We start from the raw sequence: 21,336 nt of genomic DNA on the forward strand, positions 1-21,336 counted from the left end.
GAACCGTGACCGAGGTTGCCTCCCCCGCAGTGTCCGATGGTGCCCTGGCGGCGTTGCAGCAGTGGCGACAGCAGCAGATCGCCGACGGCCGGTTGCGTCCCGGCGTTGTCAAGGACACGCATCTGCAGCAGATCCTCCGATCGAACCGGCGCACCGCCGAGGAGATCGAGCCGATGCTGCCCCGGCAGGCGAAGGTGTTCGTCGACGACGTCGTCGCGGTGCTGACGTCGGCACCGACCGCGGCGACCGCCGGCCGCGCGTCCGAACCCACCGCACCCGCCGCTCCACCACCGCCGGCCGCACCCGCGCCGGGCAGCGAGCACGTGGTGTCGTTGCGCACCGAGGACTTCTGCGAATTCCTGCACGCCGACTCGGATCACCCCGTCGGCGCGGTGACGATCAGCACCGAGCGCACCGGCGGACATCTGCTCGAGTGGGAGCCCCTGCCGGTGCAGGCGGGGCAGACGGTGCTGTATCGGGTCGTGTCCGGCGAGAACCATCGCGCCTACAAGCCGGAGGGGGGCCGACTCGTCGGCGTCACCCGGGGCACGCTGCTCGTCGACACCGAACCCCCGGCGGCCGCGGTGCGGCACCTGCAGGTCTGGTGCCACGTCGGACGCGACGAGCGGGACGCCGTCCGCCGGCAGCCCGCCCTGATCGCCGAGGGCCAGATCCTCAGCCCGGTCACCGATGTCGTCGTGATGGAGGACGAGGGCGCCGTCATCGGCCAGTGGAGTGCCTGGCCCACCGTCAGCACCGTCCGCGTGCTGCGCATCCCGCTGGACGGCAGCGTCCGGGTCGACAACGACCAGCGGCACCGCATCCTCGCGGACCACGCCAATCTCGGCGGGTTCGTCGATCGCGACGCCCGCCGCGGGCAGCGCTACCTCTACCGCGCGATCTGCGAGGTGGAGGTGGACGGGCACACCCGTCTGTCGGCGGTCGCGCAGGCCGAGATCGCCGTGTCGGCGGTGCTCGAGGAGGTCGAGGACCTGCACGTCACCACCCACGGGGACAGCGACAACCTGCGCTTCGATCTGCAGTGGACCCCACCCGGCATCGGCTCCGTGGTGCTGTATCGCACGGAGTCGGCGCCGCGGGCCGGTCTCGACGGCGCGGTGGTCGCCGCGGACGCCCTCGAATTGTCGGGTGGACTGCCCGGTTCCGCGCGGCTGGTGCACCCGGCCGTCGCGGGTGAGGACGGCACACATCGGATGACGGATGTGTCGTGGCCACGGGGCTGGGTGCGCGCGTACTTCACCCCGGTGACCGCGCTCGACGGGCAGGTTCAGGTGGGCCGCACGTTCATCGCGACGCGCCCGCTGCCGCCGCTGCGGGACGTCCGGATCGTCGAACGCTGCTCCGAGCAGGTGCTCACCTTCCCGTGGCCGGAGGGTGCGGCGTCGGTATCCGTATACCTCAGTGCGCCGGAGATATCCGCCGAGCACGCGATCGAGCAGCGACCGATGGCCGAGATCTCCCGCTCGACCTACGACCGTGACGGCGGACTGCATCTGCCCGAACCGCTGCCGCCGCGAGGATGTTCCGTCCACGTCGTCCCCGTCGCCTACACGGCAGGTGAACGAATAGGCGGGATCCCGGCCACCGTGGAGTACTCGGGACTGCTGCGCATCGAGTACCGACTGGAGACCAAGCGCGCACCGACCGGTAGCGCCGCCACCGCCGTCATCCGGCTCGCGTCCGAACTCGAGCTGCCGACGGCACCGCCGTTCGTCGTCGTGTTCAATGCCGGGCGGCTCCCGCTCAGCGCCCGCGACGGCGAACCCCTCGAGGTCCGCGGCGAAGGACAGACCACGGCCGGTGCCCGGAGCTTCCACCCGCGCGGTCTGCGCAAGGAATTCGGTCAGCCCTGGACGGCCGACGTCACCGGCAAGGTGGGATTCCTGCGCGTCTTCGCCGATGTGCGGCCGGAGACCAACCGGACTCTCGCGCTGATCGATCCGCCGGTCGATCAGCTTCGCCTGCTCGACGTTCCGCCCGGACCGGTGGAATGAGCGCACCGCAGCAGACACCCGGGCCGCCGCGGTTCGGTCAACTCACCTACACGTCGTTCGACGCTCCCGATCGGGGCCGGGCGGCCGGCGGCTGGCAGGTCAAGGACGTCAGCGACGGCGTCAGCGCTGCCGAGCAGGAATTCATGCGCGCCGGTGTCGCGACCCGGTTCGACTCCGTGCAGGCACTTCCGCAGTTCCCGACACCGGCCGACATCGCGGCCCGACCGCGGCGCCTGGTCTACGCACCGACCGAGACCGGTGGCTGCTACTGGCACACGGCGCCCGCCGGTGCCGATGCGTCGGGACGTCCCGGCAACGTCTTCGCGCACGTCGTCGTCGACCGCGGGTCGGACGACGCCGTCCGCCCCATCGAACGGTGGGGTTCGCCCGACTGGCTCGCACCGTATGGCGCGGACGCGGTCGCGGCCGCCGAACTCCCCGACAACGCGCCCGCACCCGGCGGAATCATCGATCGCGCAGCCGTACTCGACTTCCTGCTCGATCCCGGAACGTGGCGCGTCGGTGTGCTCGGTGTTCTCCTCGACGCGGTGGATCAGGCGATGCACGGTGGCCCTCGTGTCGTGCTGGGGTCCGCCGACTCGGACAACGCGGCCCGGTGGATCGGTGCGGTCTCGCATTTCATGTCGCCGGGTGCCTCACGGAAATTCGGGTGGTCCACCGCGGACCGGAGTTCGACCGTCGTCGACACCTTGTCGCGAGGAGTGCATCTGGCATGCGTGCCGCCCGGCGACGCCGTGGACGGTATCGCCGGATGCGTCGTTCTCGGCGAGACCGACACCCCCGACGTCGGCGAGTGGGGCGGCGAACCGCACCGGACCGCGACCGGACAGCTCGTGCCGGTCACGGCGTGGTCGGTGCTCGCGCAGACCGTGCTCGTCGATCCCGACAGCGCCCGACGCGCACTCGACCACCAGGACACCCTGGCCACCGCGGTGGGGGACCGCGACCTCGCCGGCGCCTGGCCGCTCGCCATGGCCGTGATCGCGAATCCCGCGCTGCACGACGCCCTGCCCGAAGCCACGGCCGTCGTGCTCGCGCAGTCACCGGACGCGCTGGCATCGTTCCCCGACGAACTGGCGGTCGTCGGTCACGTCGTGGACGAACACCTGCCCGGGAACATGGACGAGGCCTGCCGCGTGATCGCGGAGTGGCAACGCGGCGGCGGACCCGCACCGGTGGTGTGGGACGTGGCCGGCCGGGTTCTCACGTATCGGGCCCTCGCCGACCGCGAGTGGATCCGAGCCTCCGGTCCGACCGAGTTCGCCCTGTTCGAGACGTGGCCGCATTCGAAGGATCTCGAGCGGGAAGCCGAGAAGATCCTCTCGGCGCTCCAGCTGAGTCAGGTGGCCGACCCCGCCGCTGCCGCGCACGATGCGGTGAAGACGCTCGATCTGCTCCTGCACGCACACCTCGTCGGCGACTCCAGGCACGACCTTGCCGCCCAGCTGCTCGACCGCGTCGTCGTCCCGATCCTGTGTGATCACGTGGCGGGCCCGGCTCTGGTCATCGGGCTCGGCGCCGTCGGAACCGACACGTATCGGCTGATGCAGTCGGCCGTGGCAGGGCACCCGGATTTCGCCGGACGCCCGCTCGGCGCCCGGCTCGCACCCGAGGTGTTGCGCTGGCTCGTCGACGAGGTGCGCGTACCGACCTCCGACGAACTGACCGCCGCACCGTCACGCAGCGCCGAACCGCTGTGTGCCATCGTCGCCGACGCGGTGTTCTCGGTGGTGAAGAGCGGCAGCGAGGACCACAAGCGGGCGTGGGAAGGCTATGCCCTGCTGGCCCTCTGGCGGGCGCTCCACGAAGCGAGTGCGGGCGGCTGGGCGTCGAGCGACATCGATGCGCTCGTCGACGCCTACCCCTGGACTCTCGCGCAGTGGTGCGAACTCGTCGGCGCGTTCCCCGATCACGTCGCACCCCGCTTCCTGTTGCCTGTTCTCGTGCTCGAGCCGTGGGGCCCCGAGGTGGAGATGCTCGTCAAGCACATCGACGCGAATCGCGGCGGCACGTCGGTCTCCGGCGACACGCACCCGGTCGACGCATTGGCGGTGTCGTGGGCGCTCATCCGGGCACAGGATCAGTGGGACAGCATCGACGACCCGAGGCTCCGACGCGCACTCGAACGGCACGGCTGGCCGGTGCTCAAGGACTACGGCGATGCCTGCCCCGCGCAGCTTCCGCCGGATCTGCTCGTCCGGCTCGCCGTGGTCGCTGTCGCCGGGTTCCAGTTCTTCCCGCCGCACAACGGCACCTACATGCCCACGATGCCCGCCGAACACGTCGACGCTCTGGCGCGCGCGGTGGACGCGGACTCGGATTTCGCGATCACCGCTCTGGTCGATTTGGTGAGAAGTGGTGCCCTGAACGAGCACTGGGTGGTCCGGTCGGCGGTCCTCAGCTCGCCGGTGGCCCCGCACATCGAATCGGTGTTGAGCCGTGACGACCTGCTGTGCCGACTGCAGGTCGGGCCGGCGCAGGCGCGGCGGTCGCTGCTCGAGCAGGTCGCGTCGATCATCATGGGTGACGGTGACTACCGCGGTCCCGTCGGCTCCTACGAGGTGTCTGCCGCGCTGCGCGCCGAGATGCGGGAACGCCACGATGTCGGCGACCGATTCCGGGCCGGTGACGCGTATGCGCGGTTCGCGTCGAGCTGGCTCGAGGACGTCGAATCAGGGTTCGTGCTGCTCGCTCACGAACGGTCGGGCCGGCGATGAGCGGGACGACAGTACGCATGCGCAACGCATGCAGGGGAAAGGGATCGAACTGATGTCGGGATATGTGCTGAACGGTGCGGGCCGCGTCGAACTGCCCAATCGGCCGCTCGCGGTCACCGTGGCCGCGGCCACGACGGCCGTCGCGGTGCGCGCTACGCTGCCCGACGGCAGGCCGGCGGAACCGGCGCTGTATCCGCGGGTCGGGCTGCTGATCCTGCCGCGGGTCGACTCCGAGATCGTCGTCGTGGCGCGGCCGGACGGCGAGAGCGCCGCGTTCCCCGACGGGACGGTGCTGCAGGTGACGATCGGCGTCGACAGCAGTCGCGACCTCGACTCCGAGCGTGCCGAGCTCACCCCCGTCGACGTGTCGGGGCTGCACCAGGTGGAGTTGGCGACGATCGCCCCGGCGGGGCCGCGGGTCGCGATCACCGCCCGCCGCACCGCCGTGGATGTGTCGCTCAGCGACGTGGGTTCCCGGGCGCGGTCGGCCGCGCGCAGTGCCCTCGCCCTCGACCGTTTGCCCGAACCGCGCCGCTTCGATGTGGAGGTCGACGTCGACACCACCATGTCGATGCTGGCGCGTATCGACGACGGCAGCATCCGCACGGTGATCGACGTCCTCGCCGGGGTCGCGGCGGTGGTGGGCGCCCGCGAGGAGCTGGCGGTCCAGCTGATCGGGCATTCGGTGACCACCCTGCCCGTCACCGAGCTGCGGGACGTCGCGAATCAGGTTCAGGCCGAGCTCGACTCGGCCGCCCTCGGGATGGGGTTCCGGTCGGCGGCGGTCGACCGGAGTGAACGCGACACCCGCACCCTGGCGTTCACGGTGACCGACGCGGTGCCCGCCGACTGGTCCGGCGAATGCACCGACACGGTGATCCGTCACCTCGTGCTCGTCGGCGAGACGGCCGAGGGTGGGCCCGGCGTCACCGCGGTGCCGTCGACTGCCGTGTCCGGCTCGCAGCCCGAGCTGTCGAATCTCTCTGCAATAGTGACCTCGCTTCTGGCCGATGTGTCGGCGAGCTTGTTTTCGGAAGGCGTACGACGATGACGAAGTGCCCCCGGTGTTTCACGGCCCTGACCGGCGACCGGTTTGCGTGGACGGCTGTCGCCCCCAATGACGTCGAGGTCGACGACGTCGCCACCAAGTACCACGGCAGCCCCGTGCGGTCCGGGAAGATCATCGAACTCCAACGCCCGGCCGACGCCGCCGACGACTGGGCCCCCGAGGACGACTACGCGACGGGGAAAGCCGGCGGCCCCGTAGTGGAGGTGTGCCCGCAGTGCCATTTCCGGTTGCCCGTCGGCTGGCGTGACGGCCGGGCTGCGTGCATCGCGATGGCCGGCGCCCGGGCCACCGGAAAGACCGTGTACATCGCGGCTTTGGTGAAGACCCTGCAGTTGCTGGGGGAGCGGCTGAACCGGGTGGTCGAGCCTGCCACGGGTGGGACCGAGGTGAACTTCCGTGAGCACTACGAGCGGCCGCTGTTCGAGGAGCGGGGCATTCTCGAGTCGACGCCGGCGTCACACACGGGTAACCCGTATCAGCGTGAGCCGCTGATCTTCAGCCTCGGACCCGGCCTGCGGGACGACACCCGGCAGTACCTCGTGATCCGGGATGTGGCGGGGGAGGACCTCGAGAACCCCGGCAACGTGGATGCGACGCATATGCAGTTCTTCGCGCAGGCCGACGGTGTGGTGTTCATGTTCGATCCGCTGAAGGTCGAATCGGTGCGGCAGCAGCTGCACGACCTGGTGCCGGCGCAGGAGCGGGTGGGCGGCGACCCGCGGTCCGTGCTGCGCACCGTGCTGTCGATCATCGGATCCGGGACCCCGAACCTGGCCGTGGTGCTGTCGAAGTTCGATGCGCTGCAAGCACTCGAGCGCGTCGAAGGCAGCGACTGGAGCGAGATCATGTCCCAGCGGGGCGCGGCCTTCCTGCGTGACCCCAGCCTCCAGCGCGCGCCCTACCACGAGGTCGACGGCCAGCTGCTGCACGAAGAGGTGCGCAGCCTCCTCGACAAGCTCGAGGCGCGGTCGATGGTGATGTCGGTGGATCAACCGGCCACCGGCAACGCCCTGCCGAGCCGGTTCTTCGCCGTCTCGGCACTCGGCGAATCACCGGTCGGAGATCGACTCCACGACAGCGGGATCTCACCCTTCCGGTGCCTCGACCCGGTTCGCTGGATCCTCGCGCAGCGGGGGGTGTGGGTGTAGTGGTGGGAGACGACATGGATACAAACAACGCAGACGATTCGCCGTTCTTGCTGTTCAACCTGCCCGATGAGACCGTCGAGTTGGCGTTCGTCCCATTCTTTCTCGGATCGTCGTCCACGTCTGAGTGGGGCCGTAGGTCACGCGGTGAGCCGCTCGATCACAATCGCGACCCGGCCCAGGGTCCACACCCCGGTCGCGAAGCCATGAGCCTGAGTTCCTTTGAGTAATTTCTTCCTGATCACAGCGATCAGGGCGTCATCAAGACGCCGCATGGGCCAGGTTCCCTTGCGGGAGTCGGCAGGTGTCGACCACACCAAGTGTCATTCAAATAGCCGACATTTGTCTCGCAGTTGCGGGATCCACTGCATCGCTACGTCTTCTGTCTGATTTGATACGCCGAGGAACCGTCACACGCCTCACCGCGGGCGCAAGGAAAGTAGGACTCACAATGTCAGAGAACGACCGTCGTAGCGATGCCCAGCGCCGCGCGGAGGCGAGCATCGTCAACAAGTACAACATGAAGTACATGGGCTTCGAGATCGACGGTCCGGTCTTCAAGGTGAGGGGCAAGGAGTACCCGATCAACATGATCACTGCCGAGGTGATCACGGGCGCCCAGACGAGTACGTCGCGCACCACGATCACTAGGGTAGTCGGCGGCGGTCTCGTCGCCGGTGTGGGCGGAGCACTCCTCGGTGGGGCTGCCAAGAAGTCGACGGACACGTCGAAGATCTACATCTCGGTCGTCACTCCAGATGGTGAAGTTGTCACCAAGAGCCTGCCGACTGCCAACGAGAAGCAGGTTCGATTCTTCGCTGACAGACTCCAGTCGGCGGCAACGCGGAAGTGGCCTCTGGTGACGGCGTTCGGCTCCCTTCCCCTGCATCCGTCCTCTCGCCGTGACGGAAGTTCTGACACCTCGGTCACGGCACCACCCATGTTCATCGCTGTGTTGTCGGTGATCCTTGGAATCTTCGTCCACGTGGCGTTCTTTCTCGGGTTGCTACTTGCCTTCGTCGTCTGGATGGCATTGGTGATGGTCGAATCCGGCAAGGACGCGAAAGCGCTCGACGAAACTGACCCAGGATGGCGGGAGAGGGAGGCTGAGACCCGCAAGCAGGCTGAGGAAGATATGTGGCGTACGGCGAGAGACGAAGGATAGCCGCTGGTCCCAGCGCCCGAAGGGCTTCCCGTTTACCTGCTTAGGCGACGGCAAGACAGCTGGAGAGCATCACGGCACCCAGAACGCACCGGTCCCAGCTAAGGACTTTATCGAGGTTGCTGAGTGGATGCGCGGAGGTCCGGAGCCGACAGTGCTCGATGCATCGTTCCGCGCGGAGCGGCTGAAGACGATGAGGATGCGTTTGTCCTCGGCGTACAAGGGTGTGAATGCTCTGCTTATGTTGAAGGGCGCGAAGGACTTTCGATCAGGTCAGGAGTTCGACCACACGGTGTTCTTCGGCGAGAAGGTGGACATCCACCACATTTTTCCAAAGAAGTGGTGTGAAACGAACGGGATCCAGCCTTCCGTGTATGACTCGATCATCAACAAGGCCCCGCTGTCTTTCAGGACCAACAGAATCATTGGCGGCGAGGCTCCGTCGCATTACCTGGCAGGTCTCGAACGAGGCAAGGGGAACGCGCCGGTCATCGCTGCCGAGACGATGGATGGGTATCTCTCGAGTCACCTGATCAATCCGAACATGCTTCGGTCAGACGAATTCGAAGCGTTCATGGCTGATCGGCAGCGTCAGCTTGTATCCCTCATCGAGGAAGCGACCGGTAAGTCGATACCTGTCGATGACGTAGTCAGTGACGATATTTTACGCGGCGACCTCGACGCAGAATTCGAAGCCGAGTTCGGGCCGGACGACGACGAGTCGATTAGCGACGGCGAAGAGGCCCGCCTAACTCTGTCGACCAGCTGAGCGATATTGCCCGATGGTACGACGCTCGCATCGACGCGAATGCGTTCGGGCCGCAGCGCCCCAGCGAGTCAGGTGCCCACTTGGTTGCACCCTCTCGCTGGGGCCCGTTCGGGCGTGATGAACCCGGCGCTCGACGGAGTTGTCAGATGTTGACGCCGTAGTCGCGTGCGATGCCGGCGAGTCCGGAGGCGTAGCCCTGACCGATGGCTCGGAACTTCCATTCGCCGTTGTGGCGGTAGACCTCGCCGAAGAGCATCGCGGTTTCGCTGGACGCGTCTTCGGTGAGGTCGTAGCGAGCGAGTTCAATGCCTGTGGTGCTGTCGACGACGCGGATGAAGGCATTGGTGACCTGCCCGAAGGACTGGCCACGGCTGTCAGCGTCATGGATAGATACGGGGAAAAAGATGTTGGTGACATTCGGGGGAACGGCGGAGAGATCGACGTTGATCGATTCGTCGTCGCCATCTCCCTCACCGGTGAGGTTGTCACCAGTGTGCTCGATCGAACCGTCGGGGGAGCGGAGGTTGTTGTAGAACACGAAGTGAAGGTCGGAGAGCACCTTGCGGTCCTGGCCGGTGGCTAGGGCGCTTGCGTCGAGGTCGAAGGGTGCGCCGGTGGTGCTACGCGCATCCCACCCGAGTCCCACAGACACCGTTGTCAGGTTCGGTGCCGCCTTCGACAGCGAAACGTTTCCGCCTTTGGCCAGGGTGACGCCCATGGTTAGTCCTTTCGAGACTGCGAACGGAGACCGATCGTCGCCGCCGCGTATTGCTTAGCTCGCCATAACAATAGCCGCATTCGGGCTGTGTCGTCTCGAAAGGCCCAGGCGTTGGTAGGTCCTTGCTTGGCGCAGTCGTCGAACCCGATCGGCCTCATCTAACTGATCCCGGTGGTGCTCGAATACAGACCATCAACGTGATTTTGGAACTATTTCATTTCAGATCGTCGCCTAATTACGTCGATAATCGGAATATTCTCGAGCGACGAGTCGATGGTTGTAAATCGAATAACCCGATTGTCACCACGTCGCGCAGAAGCGGGAGCTACGAAGGCGAAGGCCATTACCATCTCGCCTCGATCGACTACGAGACTTTCGACTCCGGTCAGGTTCTTGGCATCGTACTTCTTCTGAACGGCTGTCTCAATGAGAGGATAGATTACAATGACCCCCCGCCGGTCCGCGGCAAGTTTCTCCGTTTCTCCCACCGCATGCCTAATCTCGTCAGACATTGCTCGCAAGTTCTTGGCCCGATCAGCTTCGAAATCACCTTCACTCCCCGTCCGAGCCGGGGGTGTCGCGATGCGCAGCGGGACAGCCCGGTGCTTGGGATCACTGATCGCGCCAAACAGGTTTCCGCGTCGGCGATCTCGACTGAACCACGAGAACGACCGACCGCCGGATATTTCAACAGTCTGGCCGACGCCACTACCATGCTGCGGAGCAAGCACGATCCAGTCCTCAACCCGTCGCTCGGCAGTGATCTCACGGAGATAGGTCAGATAGGGCGCGACCTGGGTGGGTTCCTGCCATTTCATCTTTATGACGAGGTCGAAGAATTCGGGTGCCAAGATGCGACCGGCGAGCGCCTTGAGTAGGTGTGGTCCGCGCGCCCCGTCCTTCTCGGATGGATAGGCGAATGTGGTGGGGACTTCGGACAGGGATTCAAGAAGAGGTGTCCAGAGCGCGGTATTGTGCCGGAGATCAGCGATTTTGGTCGGATATGCGGTCGGCTCCCGCCACTCGCCGGCGGATCCGATCTCTACCAAGCGCGCGTTGAACATCTTGTTCGGACTCGTCGGTTTGAGCCACGCCAGGTGCTGCGACACGAGGGGAGGGATCTGGGCCGGAAGAATCTGAGGCTGGCCATCGACCATCACCGAGTATCGAGCCAGTTCGGAACGAAAGCTCTCTTCGTCCATGCAGATCGCCTCGAACGCCTCGTACAGATCGACCTCTTTGCTGCTGGTTGTCTCCGAACGGCCGAGATAGAGCCGCACGAGATCTCGATATCCATCCCGGAACCCCAACCAACGTCCCATCTGCATCAAGGTCGAAACGTTTCCGGCACGGCGTCGAAAGTAGGTGACGGTCAATCCCTCCACCGTGAATCCCCGGGAGAGCTTTTGGCCGCCGATAAGAATCTTCCAAATTGATCGTTTGTCAAAGTCCGCTTCGCCGGTTTCGAGGTCCTTGTCACCGTTGACGACGATGATGGGACGGTCGTCGCCGCTGATGCGTATCGCAGCGGGACCCACGTAAGGTATGAGCTCGTCGTAGGAGGTGGGTACAGAATATCCATCCGCACGCACGGCGGAGACGGGCGCGACGTCCGTGTCGAACAGATGACGCAATCGATCGTGCCCACGCGAACCCATGTAGCCTGCATTCCACCACAGCCGCGTAACTCGACCCAACAGTTCGCGGTGCGCGTCGGTTCGCATGGACTCATGGATGAGCATGGTGTGGTGTTGGAAGTGACGGTCGCCTAGGCCTCCCTTGTCCTCGCGGTAGAGCTTGATGGCGGCAGTGAGAACGAACATGTCCATCGCATGCTGCAAACATCTGTCGTCATCGTCGCCGTCGACCAGAATGTCGCGGACGTGAGCCTTCTCATTGGAGTTGGCTGGATTCCGTTCATCGTCAGGAACAACCGAATCCATGTCGTGGAAGTCGGGAGCACCCATATAGCCGTCTGGCCGTGGAAGCGAGATGATGAAGTCCTTGGGAAAGATGTCTTCGGTGTCGCTGGGGTCCACGAATACATTCGCGAATGGTGTCGCCGTATACCCGACGTACTGCGCGCGGGGCAGCATCTTCAGCAAGTCTGAAATCTTCTGATTGATCGCGGTACGTTCGGCGTCCGGCTTCGCAAGGACAGCGGTGTTGACCGAGGCCTCGTCCGACTCGTCATCAATGATCAGGACCGGAATCTCGGACAGAGGAGTCTTGATCTTGTTGAGGTCTTTGACCAATTTGGTCAGCACCGTCTTGTTCTTCTTGACAACCATAAGACGCGCAGATGAGCGGTGGAGATTTCGTGCGTCGTATAGGGGGAGCGCGGGCTCTTGCTTCTCGAATTCGAGGGCCACAATTCCCTGAAGCAGGCTCTTGTAGTCGTTGTCCCGGGTGGTCATTCGAACGATATCGAATGCGCCCAACGCGGAGGGTAGGCCCCCGAATTTGAGGAACTTGCCTTGTCCCCACGCCGGATCGTCGGCGTAGTCGGACTCATCCTCGCTTGCTCCACGCAGGATGTTCTCTCGGCCAACGAGCTCCATGTCGAGACGTCTTTGGGTCTGTCCACGCAGCAGGTTGAGAGTGCCGCCAAGGACGATCACAAGTCGATAGCCCGCATCGACTGCTTTCGCGATTACGCCTGTGAAGTTTGCGGTCTTGCCCGACTGGACGTAACCAACAACGAGGCCCTTGGACTGGTACATAGACGGACTGGAGGGGTCCGCCAGGCGCTCCACAACTCGGTCGGAGGCGATGTCAAGCCCAGCCACGGCGTGTTCCGGCCAGCCCTTTTCGGCAAGTAGCTTGCGGTACGCGGGCCAGTACCAAGGTCGGCCGTGCTGTGACTGTGAGGTGTACCACGGCGTGAACTTCGTGCTGATGACGACCGGTGGGGCAACCTTATATACGGGCACGATTGAAGTGAGTAGCTCGCAGGTTCGCGGCTCTAGTCCGAGAAGATCGTAAACATTTCGACGGCGTTCGTCAGAGTGAGCCTCGGCCGATGTCCAGACTGGAGTTTCAGCAAAATCCCACCGAGCGAGCTGTTTCCTCCACGCTTCTATGAGCGGGTCGGTGGTCGGCGCCGATTCCAGGTACTGCTGGAAGTCCTTCTCTGTGGCGTACTCCGCCGCCTCGGCCGGCAAGTCCTCAGCTTGGTAAGAGAGTGCACGGACAAGCCTCTTGGGCTTGCTGCCGTGCATGTCTGCGAGGGCGGCGCCATGCAGATCGAGCCGCAGTGCATCGGCGTTGGTCATTCGAGGTTCCTCATCGTTATATTCCCGGAGCGGTCTACGGGGCAAAGGCTGTAATAAGGTGCCAGCCGGCTCGGTCACGGCCATCAGCTCATGCTGATTTCGTACTACTCACCGTCTGCTACACGCTCGAGTTCGGCTCGGGCCGCCGACACCATCACGGCTTGCCACAATTGCAGGTTGTCTTTCTCCCGCTTGCCGCTGTACTCCTTCTCGAAGAGTGGGTGTAGGAGCAGGTACATGAGCGATTTGAGCAAGGGTGCGTCATTGAGCGTGCCTTTTCGTCCACCCAGAATTGCCGCTCGGTAATTTTGATTCAGGTGGATCGTTCGATTCTCGCGATCTAGCTCAAAAAAGGTGCTGTTGTCGAGGGTCTGCCATCGGACGGAGATCGGGTCTTCTCCGGGAATTAGAGGCAGCTCTTCTTCGATGGTCTCGCGCACCGAGGCGTCAATACCCTTTCCGGGTGGTATGACCGGTTTGCGGATGGTTCCTGAGGTCTTGCGAGCCTCGCGATATGCCGTCTCGCCATCCTTCAAGTACTCGGTGAAGAGCCGGCCGTCGCCATCTCGTGCATCCTCGAGCGCCGCCACGACCTCTGGAGACATCTCTACGCCCTCTTTCTTGACACTCAGTCGGAAAACATTCCGTGAGTCGTCAGGAAGATCGATGGAGATGCGGGCCAAGGCGAGGTGTTGGTCGGGTTGCCGAAAATTGTTCCATCCGCCGGCCTGAACAAGACGATTGTGTCGGTAGAAGTAGAAGCCTTGGCGTTCCATGACGGACCCGACTGCCTTGTATTCGTCGAGTGTGGATTTCGGCGGCCAGATGTGAGCGTCGAAGCCCACGGACCCCGCCGATGGGAGTTCCGCGACGAATGGGCGCGGGTAGTCGGGGTGACCGGATACGGGGTAAGCGAAGGGATTTAGCGGTACGACACCGAAGTTCATGTACTCGACACCAGTTGCAACATCTTCTACTGCAATTGTGATATTAAAGTTTTCGCGAGTCAAGAATCGGTGGAAATTGAGGCCCAGATGAAAACCGACCTTGTTAATCGTTCGGTGCAGGTATCGATCGGTCTGGCCGCCGCCGCCGTGCTGGGGAAAGTTCTTGACTGCATCCCATCTAATGACGGTGCCAGACCAGACAATAGGACAATTGGCATAACGGTCCATCAATAGTTGAGAATAATCGGGCTCGACAATGTCGCATTGGAAATCTGCCATGGCGCGTTCCATGAGCCACCGTCGACCTGCTGGCCGCGTGCGCTTCGTCTTACTGACGACCGTCACGGAAGACGCGTGGCTCAGGGATGCAGATTTCAAACCTGTGCCAAACATTCCGAGCGCTTGTGCGCCGTAGTTCCTCTGACCGCCTACCGTCATCGCCACATCGAGGTCTTCGTCCGTCATACCGTCGCCGTCGTCGATGACGAGGAGACTGACCAACTGGTCGCCATCCCTAAGGAAGTGAATGACGACGTCCTTCGCCCCTGCGTCGATCGAATTGTCGACCAAATCCGCAATGGCAACCTCGAAGCCGTAACCCTGGCTGCTCAACGCTTCCATGTACCGTGCGTCCGGTGGTAAGTGCTTTGTGCCTGCCGTTGGGACTTCGAACTTCCAGTCGCCTGCCATACCCGTCCCTGAAATTCTGTGATCTTTATCTGAACACGGCAGACGATAGCGGAGGACCCCGACACCAACGGCGGGCAGAGTGGGGTAGATGCAAGATGATGCGGCTCTTGTCGATCGAACAATATACAAGTCGAAAGACGTGAATCAGTCCGGCGCGTCGACGAAAGTCGGCCGAGTCGTCATCATGTGGGTCAGTACGTCGACTAACCTCGAAAGCGCTCGGAAGAGTTGTCGGTAGTTCGAGAGACGTAAGCGGGGAATTGGTGTTGCCAGAAGGAAACGGCCGGCGCTTGGAACGGGACCAGCCGGGGAAGCGATTCACGTCGTTGGAGATCTGTGCGGGCGGGGGAGGGCTCGCCCTAGGGCTGGAGCAGGCCGGATTCGATCCGGTGCTCCTACTCGACAACAGACCAGTCGCCTGCGCAACCTTGCGAGAGAACCGTCCTGGCTGGGATGTTCGCGAAACCGACCTTCTCGACTTCGATCCGGTTGATGATCAGCAGGTTTACGACGTCGACTTGCTTTCAGCAGGCCTTCCTCGTCTGAAGGCGGCAGCGGCGGTCGCTCGCACCCGGGACAGCAACACCGAGGTGGACTTGGTGAAGGCGACCATCATGTTGATGCACGGGGTGCAACCGAGAGCACTGCTTGTCGATAACGTGCCGGATTTGGTGACGAGCGACAGTTACATGCATCTGCGGAGCTTCATCGAGGACGAGCTCACGCACCTGGGGTACGCCTGTCGATGGCTCGTCCTCAATGCTGCTGACTATGGGGTTCCTCAGGACCGTAAGCACGGATTCCTTGTTGCATTCAAGGGGGGTCTGGTGCGCACTTTCGACGAGCCGCCCGCAGTGCAGGCATCGCACCTGACGGTGGGGTGCACACTCCACGACTCGATGGCCTCCCGCGGCTGGCATGGTGCCAGAGAATGGGCGAGGCAAGCTGACCGACTAGCTCCGACATTGGTCGGAGGATCATGGGAACGTGGGGGAGCAGATCTAGGGCCAACTGGGTCGAAGAAAGCTTGGGCAAGGATCGGCGTTGATGGCGGCACTATTGACGACGAAGTGCCCCCGGTCGATTTTCAGTGGATACCGAGTGGCGGCCGTAGCGGGATGATCAGGTTGACCGTCGACCAAGCGGCTCTACTCCAGGGGTTTCCCACGAGCTGGCACTTTGCGGGGCGGAAGACAGCGCGATATCGCCAGGTCGCGAACGCGGTACCACCACCTCTGGCGCGTGCACTCGGAACGGCCATAGCGGGAACTTTGGGGGCGAGTGTCAAACCCGTGTGAATGCCGACACATACTGGGCTTAAGAGATCGTCGGTGGGTCGTAATATGCTCCATCCTCATGGCCCCCGATCAGTCACGTCCAGCGCACTCATCGCAGCCTCGCATGGTGGACTTGTTTGCCGGGCCGGGCGGCCTCGATGTAGCTGCCCATTGGCTCGGGATACCTGTTCATGGCGTGGAATGGGACGCGGACGCTTGCGCCACTCGCCGCGCGGCCGGGCTCAGCACCGAAGAGGGCGACGTGCGGAGTGTCGGCCCACGCGACTTCCCTGACGCCACCGTTCTCGCGGGCGGCCCACCCTGCCAGACGTACACCCTGGCCGGCTCCGGCACTGGTCGCCGAGCGCTGGACGAGGTGCTCTCATTCGTCAAGCAGATGGCTGCTGGGTTTGATATCGCGTCCAGCGTCGCTCGCCTGGAGGACGAGCGTACGGGTCTGGTATTGCAGCCGCTGCGGTGGGTACTTGAGGCTCACGAATTAGGCATTCCTTATGATGCGGTCGTGCTCGAACAGGTCCCAGCGGTGCTGCCTGTCTGGGAAGCTGTCGGGGAGGCGCTCGAGGGCCTCGGCTACAAGGTCGACTGTGGCGTCCTTCGCACGGAGGAATTCGGTGTTCCGCAAACACGGCGTCGCGCGATCCTCATCGCGAATCGTCACGACGCCCCATCGCTACCGGTGCCGACACATCGCGAATACCGGAAGGGAATCCCGAGGCTCGCAGGCGACCAGACGCGCCTCGCGTGGGAAACGATGGGTACAGCTCTGGACCGTCGCGAACCGTTTGTCGTGATCTCAAACTATGGCTCCGGCGGAGATCCAAAAGCGCGCGGGCGCCGTACCTCTGATGAACCTTCTGCAACGGTTACGGGGAAAGTATCGCGCAATCGTGTGGTGACCCCTAGCAACTCGGAACTCGAGCGATTTTCCCACTCCGAGGCCGGCCGGTTGCAGACGTTCCCAAAGGACTACCCGTGGTCGGGCAATGGCATTGCTCAGCAGATCGGCAATGCCATTCCCCCCCGTCTCGCGGCCCATGTACTCGCGGCCGCCTTGCATCTGGATCTAGACGAGACATTCTTCGATGCGGCAGTACGACGACTGTGGCTTCGCGGCAACGCTGGGATTCCCGCCTTGTCCTCGCAATCGACCGGATGAATAGCTGGCCCAATTACGCGGACGCTGTGTCCCCATCATCGCCCGCGGCGTGTCGCGGTCGCTTCCGCCTCGGCGCCTCGGCGAGGAGGTTTTCGAACAATGGAACGATTGCGTGAAGTGCGCCCGCGGTTATAGTTCCGTCCGCCGGTCCGTCAGGCAGCCGGTCCCACGGTACCGATGACATGCCTTCAGCTTCCGATATCCATTCGCGGACGGCGTCGTCATCAGCAGGAAGGTCGGGAGCCAACACGTCGTAAACCACTGTGCTGCCCGCGGTATTAACCGCGGATGAGAGGGCATTGATGTGGTCGCCGAGATGTGTTGTTTCATTTTGTATCAAGTCTTCGAGGATGTGAATGATGGCGAGTGCCGTTGGCCGGTGATCGATGACATCAAGGCGCATCGTCGTGTTCAGGACATCTTGAACTTGACACGCGACCTCCACCGGGCGGTAGTCCTCACCGTTCCTGAAGAGTTCGGCGGCCCACCATAAACGGGCGAACGCCTGGGTGTAGTGGGGGCCGCTGAATCGAACAGGCAATGCCACGTCGGTTCCCTTGTGGCGCCAGACGACGTAGTCAGGAGCAACAACGAGGGCGATGTAATTCCACAGCTCCATCTCGGCTGCCTCTGCCCTTGTCAGGCGCAATGTGGCGTGGAGGCGCGGCGCAAGCCAACCATCTGCACTTGCCCTCTTTGACTCGAAGCGGTCCATTGCCTCGACGAGCAGTTCACGCACTGGTTCGGCCCGCCAACGTGATCCAGTTCCGTCGTTGTAGGCGGCGTCCTTCGTAAGACTAGCGATGGGAGGTCGCTCCAGTCCCGCTTGGATCCCTCGGCTGAGGTGCTTGGCTGCTGATCCGTTGGACAGGAATCCGAGCATCTCAGGGATAGCGTGATGCATTAGGGGCTGCTCCGTCCGCCTTGGTGGATGTTACGCACAGCTGAGGATAGTTTTCTCGCGATCTGGCTTCGGCGGCCCGCCGCGAAGTGGATCCTCGTCTGAACGTCGGCCCATCCTCCGCCATCGACTCGTTGGCGCTCGATCTCATACAGCGCGTCGGTCAGCTGTCGATCAGGAATGACGTCGGGGAGCATCATTCTGAGTACGGATTCGCGCCATCCGGTGGGCATTATCGGAGTCCCATCATCATCGACTTCCAAGGCGCTCACCGCGGAGTGGAACATCGCGATCCATGCGTCCTGAGCGATTTGGCTTGCAGCCATGTCCCGCAATAACTTCTCCTCAGTCGAGCCACCCGTGGCGCCGAGAATATCGGTGAGTCCTTCAACTGCGGTCGTGTTGAGGTACACCCGAGGTGTGTCAGTGGATGTGTCAACGATCCACGCTGAATCCTTGAACGGCCTCAGCCAGGTCTGGCTGCCATCGCGGAAGTCTTCTTCGACGATGTCGACATCACGTTGGCGGATTGGTTTGGTCGATGTCAGGTCGATGAACCAAGGCTCCTGAGTGCCACCGACAACACGCCCCGCCACTCCTTCGACCTCAGCGGTAACCGTGAGGGCGAGTGTCGCGCGTCGGATATGCCGCGAGCGCGAAAGATCGATGGTCCCCTGCCAGCTTCCATCAGGGTGTCGGCTCAGACGCACGGACGAACGGCTGTTAGTCGATTTCTCAGACAGGACTGCAAGACAGACGACTTCAGTCCAGTCTCGGTCAGCGAGTTCCGATTCAGGCAACGACGCCGTCAGCTTGAGAGTCGCGATGTCCCAATTGGCCCTCCCTGCTTCGTGCAGGGCAACCGTCCGCTGGGGTCTTGAAATCTGCTTGTACGGCAATTGAGTACCGTCGATAGACACGGACAGGACTTCCAGATCGGCGTCACCGAATAGTGTGGGGTACGAGAAGACCGGTTTCATGAAGCGCCACCGCGGGCAGCCTGGGCCTCGACGACCAGACGCGCATGACGTCCGTGGACGGGGTGTGTGGAAGGATCGGTGACGCCGACGAACGTCGCTGACCGCACGCCCGCCTCGATGACAAGATTACCTCCCTCGATCCGGCAGCCTTCACTTGCGTCCAATTCCTGCCACCGGATCATCGGGCGTCCTCCTGATCTGACGTCGAATTTGGCGACAGGAGTAAGGAGCCGTTCACTGTCTGATTCCGGTACTCTAAGGGTTACAGCGACATGCCAGGCCCCCGCGTGATCGATCTGTCCAGTCACTCCTCGGACCGTTGGTGCCCCTAGTGACTTGCGGATGAATGATGGGTGTGGAGCGTCCAAACGTAGGAGTTCACGGAGGGCCTTGGGGCCACCGCCGCGCTCGACCTCGCGCTCCCCGACCAGTCCCCGCACGGCCTTGTCGATCTCGGCGCGGAACTCCCTCAGCCTGGTGATTGCGCCCTTCTGATACGAGGATGTGAGTTCTTCAGTGCGATCCCACTTGTCGTGTTCAGGCGGTTCTGATGCGCGAAGGAACGCCTCGGCAACAGAAACGTCGTCGTCCTCTCTACCGGTGGCGTAGCCAGCGAGAAGGACGGCTTGAAATGGAGGAGTACCTAACGGGATCTCCCGAGGCCGATGTTCAACGATTGTCATGCGGTTGCCGCGCATGAACGTCACGCGGTTCGTGGACTCCGCGCTTTCCGCCGCAGGGGTTACAAGGAGGACCGAATTGTGAAGTACGCCTTTCCCGTTTCTGCGCCCCTGGCCCTTCAGTGGCGTTACAACGAGCGGAACTTCGGCGCGCGCCACCTGATCGGCCGCAGTCAGCTCGCTGACTGTTGAATTGTCGAGGTAAGCGCGCATGGCGCGGCTCAGGGCCGGGTGGTGGCTATTCGGGTCGACAGTCTCTTTGGCGACGATCACCTTGCCGTCGCGCCGCGTTGTGACGCTGGCTTGCATCAACGGGCCCGCCGTAAGTCCGCCGACCATCGCTGCCCAGAATCCGTCGGCCAGCGATCGCACGAGTTTGTCGTGCATTTCTTCGAGCGTGCCGGCATCGCCTGATGCATCGTGGGCACCCACGATGAGGAAAGACGTACCGGGTTCAGTCGATGTCCGATCAAGGCCAAGGCGGCGAACGGATTCCTCAGCCGCCCACCACGATCGGGAGGTGCCGCGGTGATCAGGTTCCGTGTCCGGCTCACCAAACCACGCTGGCCCCGCGAAGGGAGTTCCGTCGACCTCGTGCCAAGGGAGGTCGAGGCGTCCAACTAGTCGTCGCTCCGTGCGGCCTTCGTGCGGCGTTGAGAGCGTCGAGTTCATGAGGACCAAACCGAATCGGCTGGTGGCCCATAGTGTCGCCTTACCAAGGCCGTAGGACCCGCCGGCCCGCAGTCCGGACTGTTTGTGGCTGTCGAGTTGGCGGCGCACAACGGCAGCGAATCGACCGTCGCTGTACTCGGGCCCGGTGAGCCCTGACGCGTTGTAATCCTCGATGCGGAGGAGCAAGAGCGTTTGTTGTTCCTCGAGATCGTCCAGCGCAGCTCGCAGACTTCGTGAGACCTTCTGCTCGGCTGATGCGGCGCTCGTTAGATGGGCTTCCAACTCACCCCACTGAATCGCCGCGAGGAACGAGGTCAAATGCTCGCCGGTCAGTTCGTGCAACGTGTAATCGACACGGACTGGACTTGTGGCGTCGAAGCGTTCGTCGAGAGAGTTTTGGGTGGCCTCACGGGCAAGGACTGATAGGTCTGCCTGGAAGGCGAACGCGGCAGCGTTACCGTACTCGCGTCCGCCGTCTGCATGAGCCGGGCGATGATGCCATCGCAGTCGAAGCTCAGCGTCAACATCGGTGGTCCGGTTCGCAACCGAGGACGCGTCGGTGCCAAGGACCGTCGCGATCTTGGTCTTCATCTCGTCCCGGGGCTCGGCGCGGTTCGTGATCCAGGCGGATACCGCTGCACGAGTGATACCCAAGTCGCCCGCCAACTGAGCCTGGGATTTGCCTGCTCGTCGAAGCTGCCGACCTAACCAGGGGCCGAACGCTTCTCCTTGTGCAATCATTCGCGGTGGTCCGTTCGTGGGATGTCCAGGTTAACGATCGAAAATCCTATCAGCGAATATTGACATCGGGAGCGCCGTCAAATTGCCGGATCTCGATTGTCCAAATACCGTCTGACTTGAGTAGAACTTGCAGGTCCAAGAAGTGCTTTGTGGTTTGGGTGGAAATAGCGGCGTAACCGCAGCGTTTGAAAGTCAAAGCGTCCTCGTCAATGCCTCCCTCAGACTGGGCGCACCGTGACGCGACGTGGGTCGAGTAACGTCTGCTGTCACCGAAGCGTGGGTACACGTAGTTAGCATCCCATGCACCAGGGGATCCGCGAGCTGACTGAGGTTCCGCTCGGCGAAGTGAAGGTAAGGTTCACCGTTCCGCCTCGGAATGG

Annotated in this window: 15 protein-coding genes; 8 read left to right on the forward strand and 7 right to left on the reverse strand. The window is 63.2% G+C overall.

Going from position 1 to position 21,336, the window contains the following annotated elements:
• Positions 1–5 precede the first annotated feature (5 nt).
• Genes JVH1_RS28880 through JVH1_RS28895 form a run of 4 tightly spaced genes read left to right on the forward strand, consistent with a single transcriptional unit; the run spans position 6 to position 6,970 of the window.
• Positions 6–2,015 carry a hypothetical protein gene (locus tag JVH1_RS28880; RefSeq protein ID WP_237735118.1) on the forward strand — a complete coding sequence of 670 codons (2,010 nt, stop codon included), beginning with the start codon at positions 6–8 and terminating at the stop codon, positions 2,013–2,015.
• Positions 2,012–4,753, forward strand: a complete 2,742-nt coding sequence (locus JVH1_RS28885) for a hypothetical protein (RefSeq protein ID WP_009474379.1) — start codon at positions 2,012–2,014, stop codon at positions 4,751–4,753. Before JVH1_RS28880 ends, JVH1_RS28885 begins: the two co-directional genes overlap by 4 nt.
• A gap of 28 nt (positions 4,754–4,781) precedes the next feature.
• Positions 4,782–5,804, forward strand: a complete 1,023-nt coding sequence (locus JVH1_RS28890) for a hypothetical protein (RefSeq protein WP_043778589.1) — start codon at positions 4,782–4,784, stop codon at positions 5,802–5,804.
• Positions 5,801–6,970, forward strand: coding sequence for a hypothetical protein (locus JVH1_RS28895; protein WP_009474377.1), 1,170 nt, complete (start codon positions 5,801–5,803; stop codon positions 6,968–6,970). Before JVH1_RS28890 ends, JVH1_RS28895 begins: the two co-directional genes overlap by 4 nt.
• A 137-nt stretch (positions 6,971–7,107) precedes the next feature.
• Here the strand turns inward: JVH1_RS28895 and JVH1_RS28900 are convergent, their stop codons facing one another.
• Entirely contained in the window at positions 7,108–7,242 is a 135-nt protein-coding gene (locus JVH1_RS28900; protein ID WP_009474376.1) for a hypothetical protein, read from the reverse strand.
• Positions 7,243–7,418: 176 nt separating this feature from the next.
• Here JVH1_RS28900 and JVH1_RS28905 point away from each other — a divergent pair, with 176 nt between their 5' ends.
• The gene (locus JVH1_RS28905; RefSeq protein ID WP_009474375.1) at positions 7,419–8,132 is read left to right on the forward strand and encodes a hypothetical protein; all 714 of its coding nucleotides are present in this window, start codon (positions 7,419–7,421) and stop codon (positions 8,130–8,132) included.
• A 151-nt stretch (positions 8,133–8,283) separates the two neighbouring features.
• Positions 8,284–8,898 (forward strand): hypothetical protein, encoded by a 615-nt coding sequence (locus JVH1_RS28910; protein ID WP_202803478.1) that lies wholly within the window; start codon positions 8,284–8,286, stop codon positions 8,896–8,898.
• Positions 8,899–9,040: 142 nt separating this feature from the next.
• Here JVH1_RS28910 and JVH1_RS28915 read toward each other — a convergent pair whose 3' ends face one another.
• The 3 genes from JVH1_RS28915 to JVH1_RS28925 all read right to left on the reverse strand — a co-directional run bounded on the left by JVH1_RS28915 (position 9,041) and on the right by JVH1_RS28925 (position 14,459).
• A complete protein-coding gene (locus JVH1_RS28915; RefSeq protein ID WP_009474373.1) occupies positions 9,041–9,616 on the reverse strand; it encodes a TerD family protein in 576 nt (191 codons plus the stop codon).
• A 209-nt stretch (positions 9,617–9,825) separates the two neighbouring features.
• Positions 9,826–12,891 carry a Z1 domain-containing protein gene (locus JVH1_RS28920; RefSeq protein ID WP_043778587.1) on the reverse strand — a complete coding sequence of 1,022 codons (3,066 nt, stop codon included), beginning with the start codon at positions 12,889–12,891 and terminating at the stop codon, positions 9,826–9,828.
• Positions 12,892–12,995: 104 nt separating this feature from the next.
• Positions 12,996–14,459: an ATP-binding protein gene (locus tag JVH1_RS28925; protein ID WP_371113055.1), complete on the reverse strand. Its 1,464-nt coding sequence runs from the start codon at positions 14,457–14,459 to the stop codon at positions 12,996–12,998.
• Positions 14,460–14,818: 359 nt separating this feature from the next.
• Here JVH1_RS28925 and JVH1_RS28930 point away from each other — a divergent pair, with 359 nt between their 5' ends.
• Together JVH1_RS28930 and JVH1_RS28935 are read left to right on the forward strand one after the other, a co-directional pair.
• On the forward strand, positions 14,819–15,826 hold the full coding sequence (locus JVH1_RS28930) for a DNA cytosine methyltransferase (protein ID WP_009474369.1): 1,008 nt from the start codon (positions 14,819–14,821) through the stop codon (positions 15,824–15,826).
• Positions 15,827–15,929: 103 nt separating this feature from the next.
• Entirely contained in the window at positions 15,930–16,982 is a 1,053-nt protein-coding gene (locus JVH1_RS28935) for a DNA cytosine methyltransferase (RefSeq protein ID WP_085998400.1), read from the forward strand.
• Between the two features lie 13 nt (positions 16,983–16,995).
• Here JVH1_RS28935 and JVH1_RS28940 read toward each other — a convergent pair whose 3' ends face one another.
• The 3 genes from JVH1_RS28940 to JVH1_RS28950 are packed head-to-tail and all read right to left on the reverse strand — an operon-like array spanning position 16,996 to position 20,956.
• Complete coding sequence (locus JVH1_RS28940; RefSeq protein ID WP_009474367.1) at positions 16,996–17,886, reverse strand: DUF6339 family protein; 891 nt, start codon at positions 17,884–17,886, stop codon at positions 16,996–16,998.
• Positions 17,886–18,863 carry a hypothetical protein gene (locus JVH1_RS28945; RefSeq protein WP_043778581.1) on the reverse strand — a complete coding sequence of 326 codons (978 nt, stop codon included), beginning with the start codon at positions 18,861–18,863 and terminating at the stop codon, positions 17,886–17,888. The genes JVH1_RS28940 and JVH1_RS28945 overlap by 1 nt, the downstream gene beginning before the upstream one ends.
• Complete coding sequence (locus JVH1_RS28950) at positions 18,860–20,956, reverse strand: helix-turn-helix transcriptional regulator (RefSeq protein WP_009474365.1); 2,097 nt, start codon at positions 20,954–20,956, stop codon at positions 18,860–18,862. The genes JVH1_RS28945 and JVH1_RS28950 overlap by 4 nt, the downstream gene beginning before the upstream one ends.
• Between the last annotated feature and the right edge of the window lie 380 nt (positions 20,957–21,336).

Source organism: Rhodococcus sp. JVH1 (genome assembly GCF_000280725.2).
In the GTDB taxonomy this organism is placed as follows: Bacteria; Actinomycetota; Actinomycetes; order Mycobacteriales; family Mycobacteriaceae; genus Rhodococcus_F; species Rhodococcus_F jostii_A.

Excerpts from the sequence above, each read along its gene's own strand:
- JVH1_RS28885 (WP_009474379.1), top strand. The coding sequence starts at position 2,012 with ATGAGCGCACCGCAGCAGACACCCGGGCCGCCGCGGTTCGGTCAACTC.
- JVH1_RS28890 (WP_043778589.1), top strand. The coding sequence starts at position 4,782 with ATGCAGGGGAAAGGGATCGAACTGATGTCGGGATATGTGCTGAACGGT.
- JVH1_RS28895 (WP_009474377.1), top strand. The coding sequence starts at position 5,801 with ATGACGAAGTGCCCCCGGTGTTTCACGGCCCTGACCGGCGACCGGTTT.
- JVH1_RS28900 (WP_009474376.1), bottom strand. The coding sequence starts at position 7,242 with ATGCGGCGTCTTGATGACGCCCTGATCGCTGTGATCAGGAAGAAATTA.
- JVH1_RS28905 (WP_009474375.1), top strand. The coding sequence starts at position 7,419 with ATGTCAGAGAACGACCGTCGTAGCGATGCCCAGCGCCGCGCGGAGGCG.
- JVH1_RS28915 (WP_009474373.1), bottom strand. The coding sequence starts at position 9,616 with ATGGGCGTCACCCTGGCCAAAGGCGGAAACGTTTCGCTGTCGAAGGCG.
- JVH1_RS28920 (WP_043778587.1), bottom strand. The coding sequence starts at position 12,891 with ATGACCAACGCCGATGCACTGCGGCTCGATCTGCATGGCGCCGCCCTC.
- JVH1_RS28925 (WP_371113055.1), bottom strand. The coding sequence starts at position 14,459 with ATGGAAGCGTTGAGCAGCCAGGGTTACGGCTTCGAGGTTGCCATTGCG.
- JVH1_RS28935 (WP_085998400.1), top strand. The coding sequence starts at position 15,930 with ATGGTGGACTTGTTTGCCGGGCCGGGCGGCCTCGATGTAGCTGCCCAT.
- JVH1_RS28940 (WP_009474367.1), bottom strand. The coding sequence starts at position 17,886 with ATGCATCACGCTATCCCTGAGATGCTCGGATTCCTGTCCAACGGATCA.
- JVH1_RS28945 (WP_043778581.1), bottom strand. The coding sequence starts at position 18,863 with ATGAAACCGGTCTTCTCGTACCCCACACTATTCGGTGACGCCGATCTG.
- JVH1_RS28950 (WP_009474365.1), bottom strand. The coding sequence starts at position 20,956 with ATGATTGCACAAGGAGAAGCGTTCGGCCCCTGGTTAGGTCGGCAGCTT.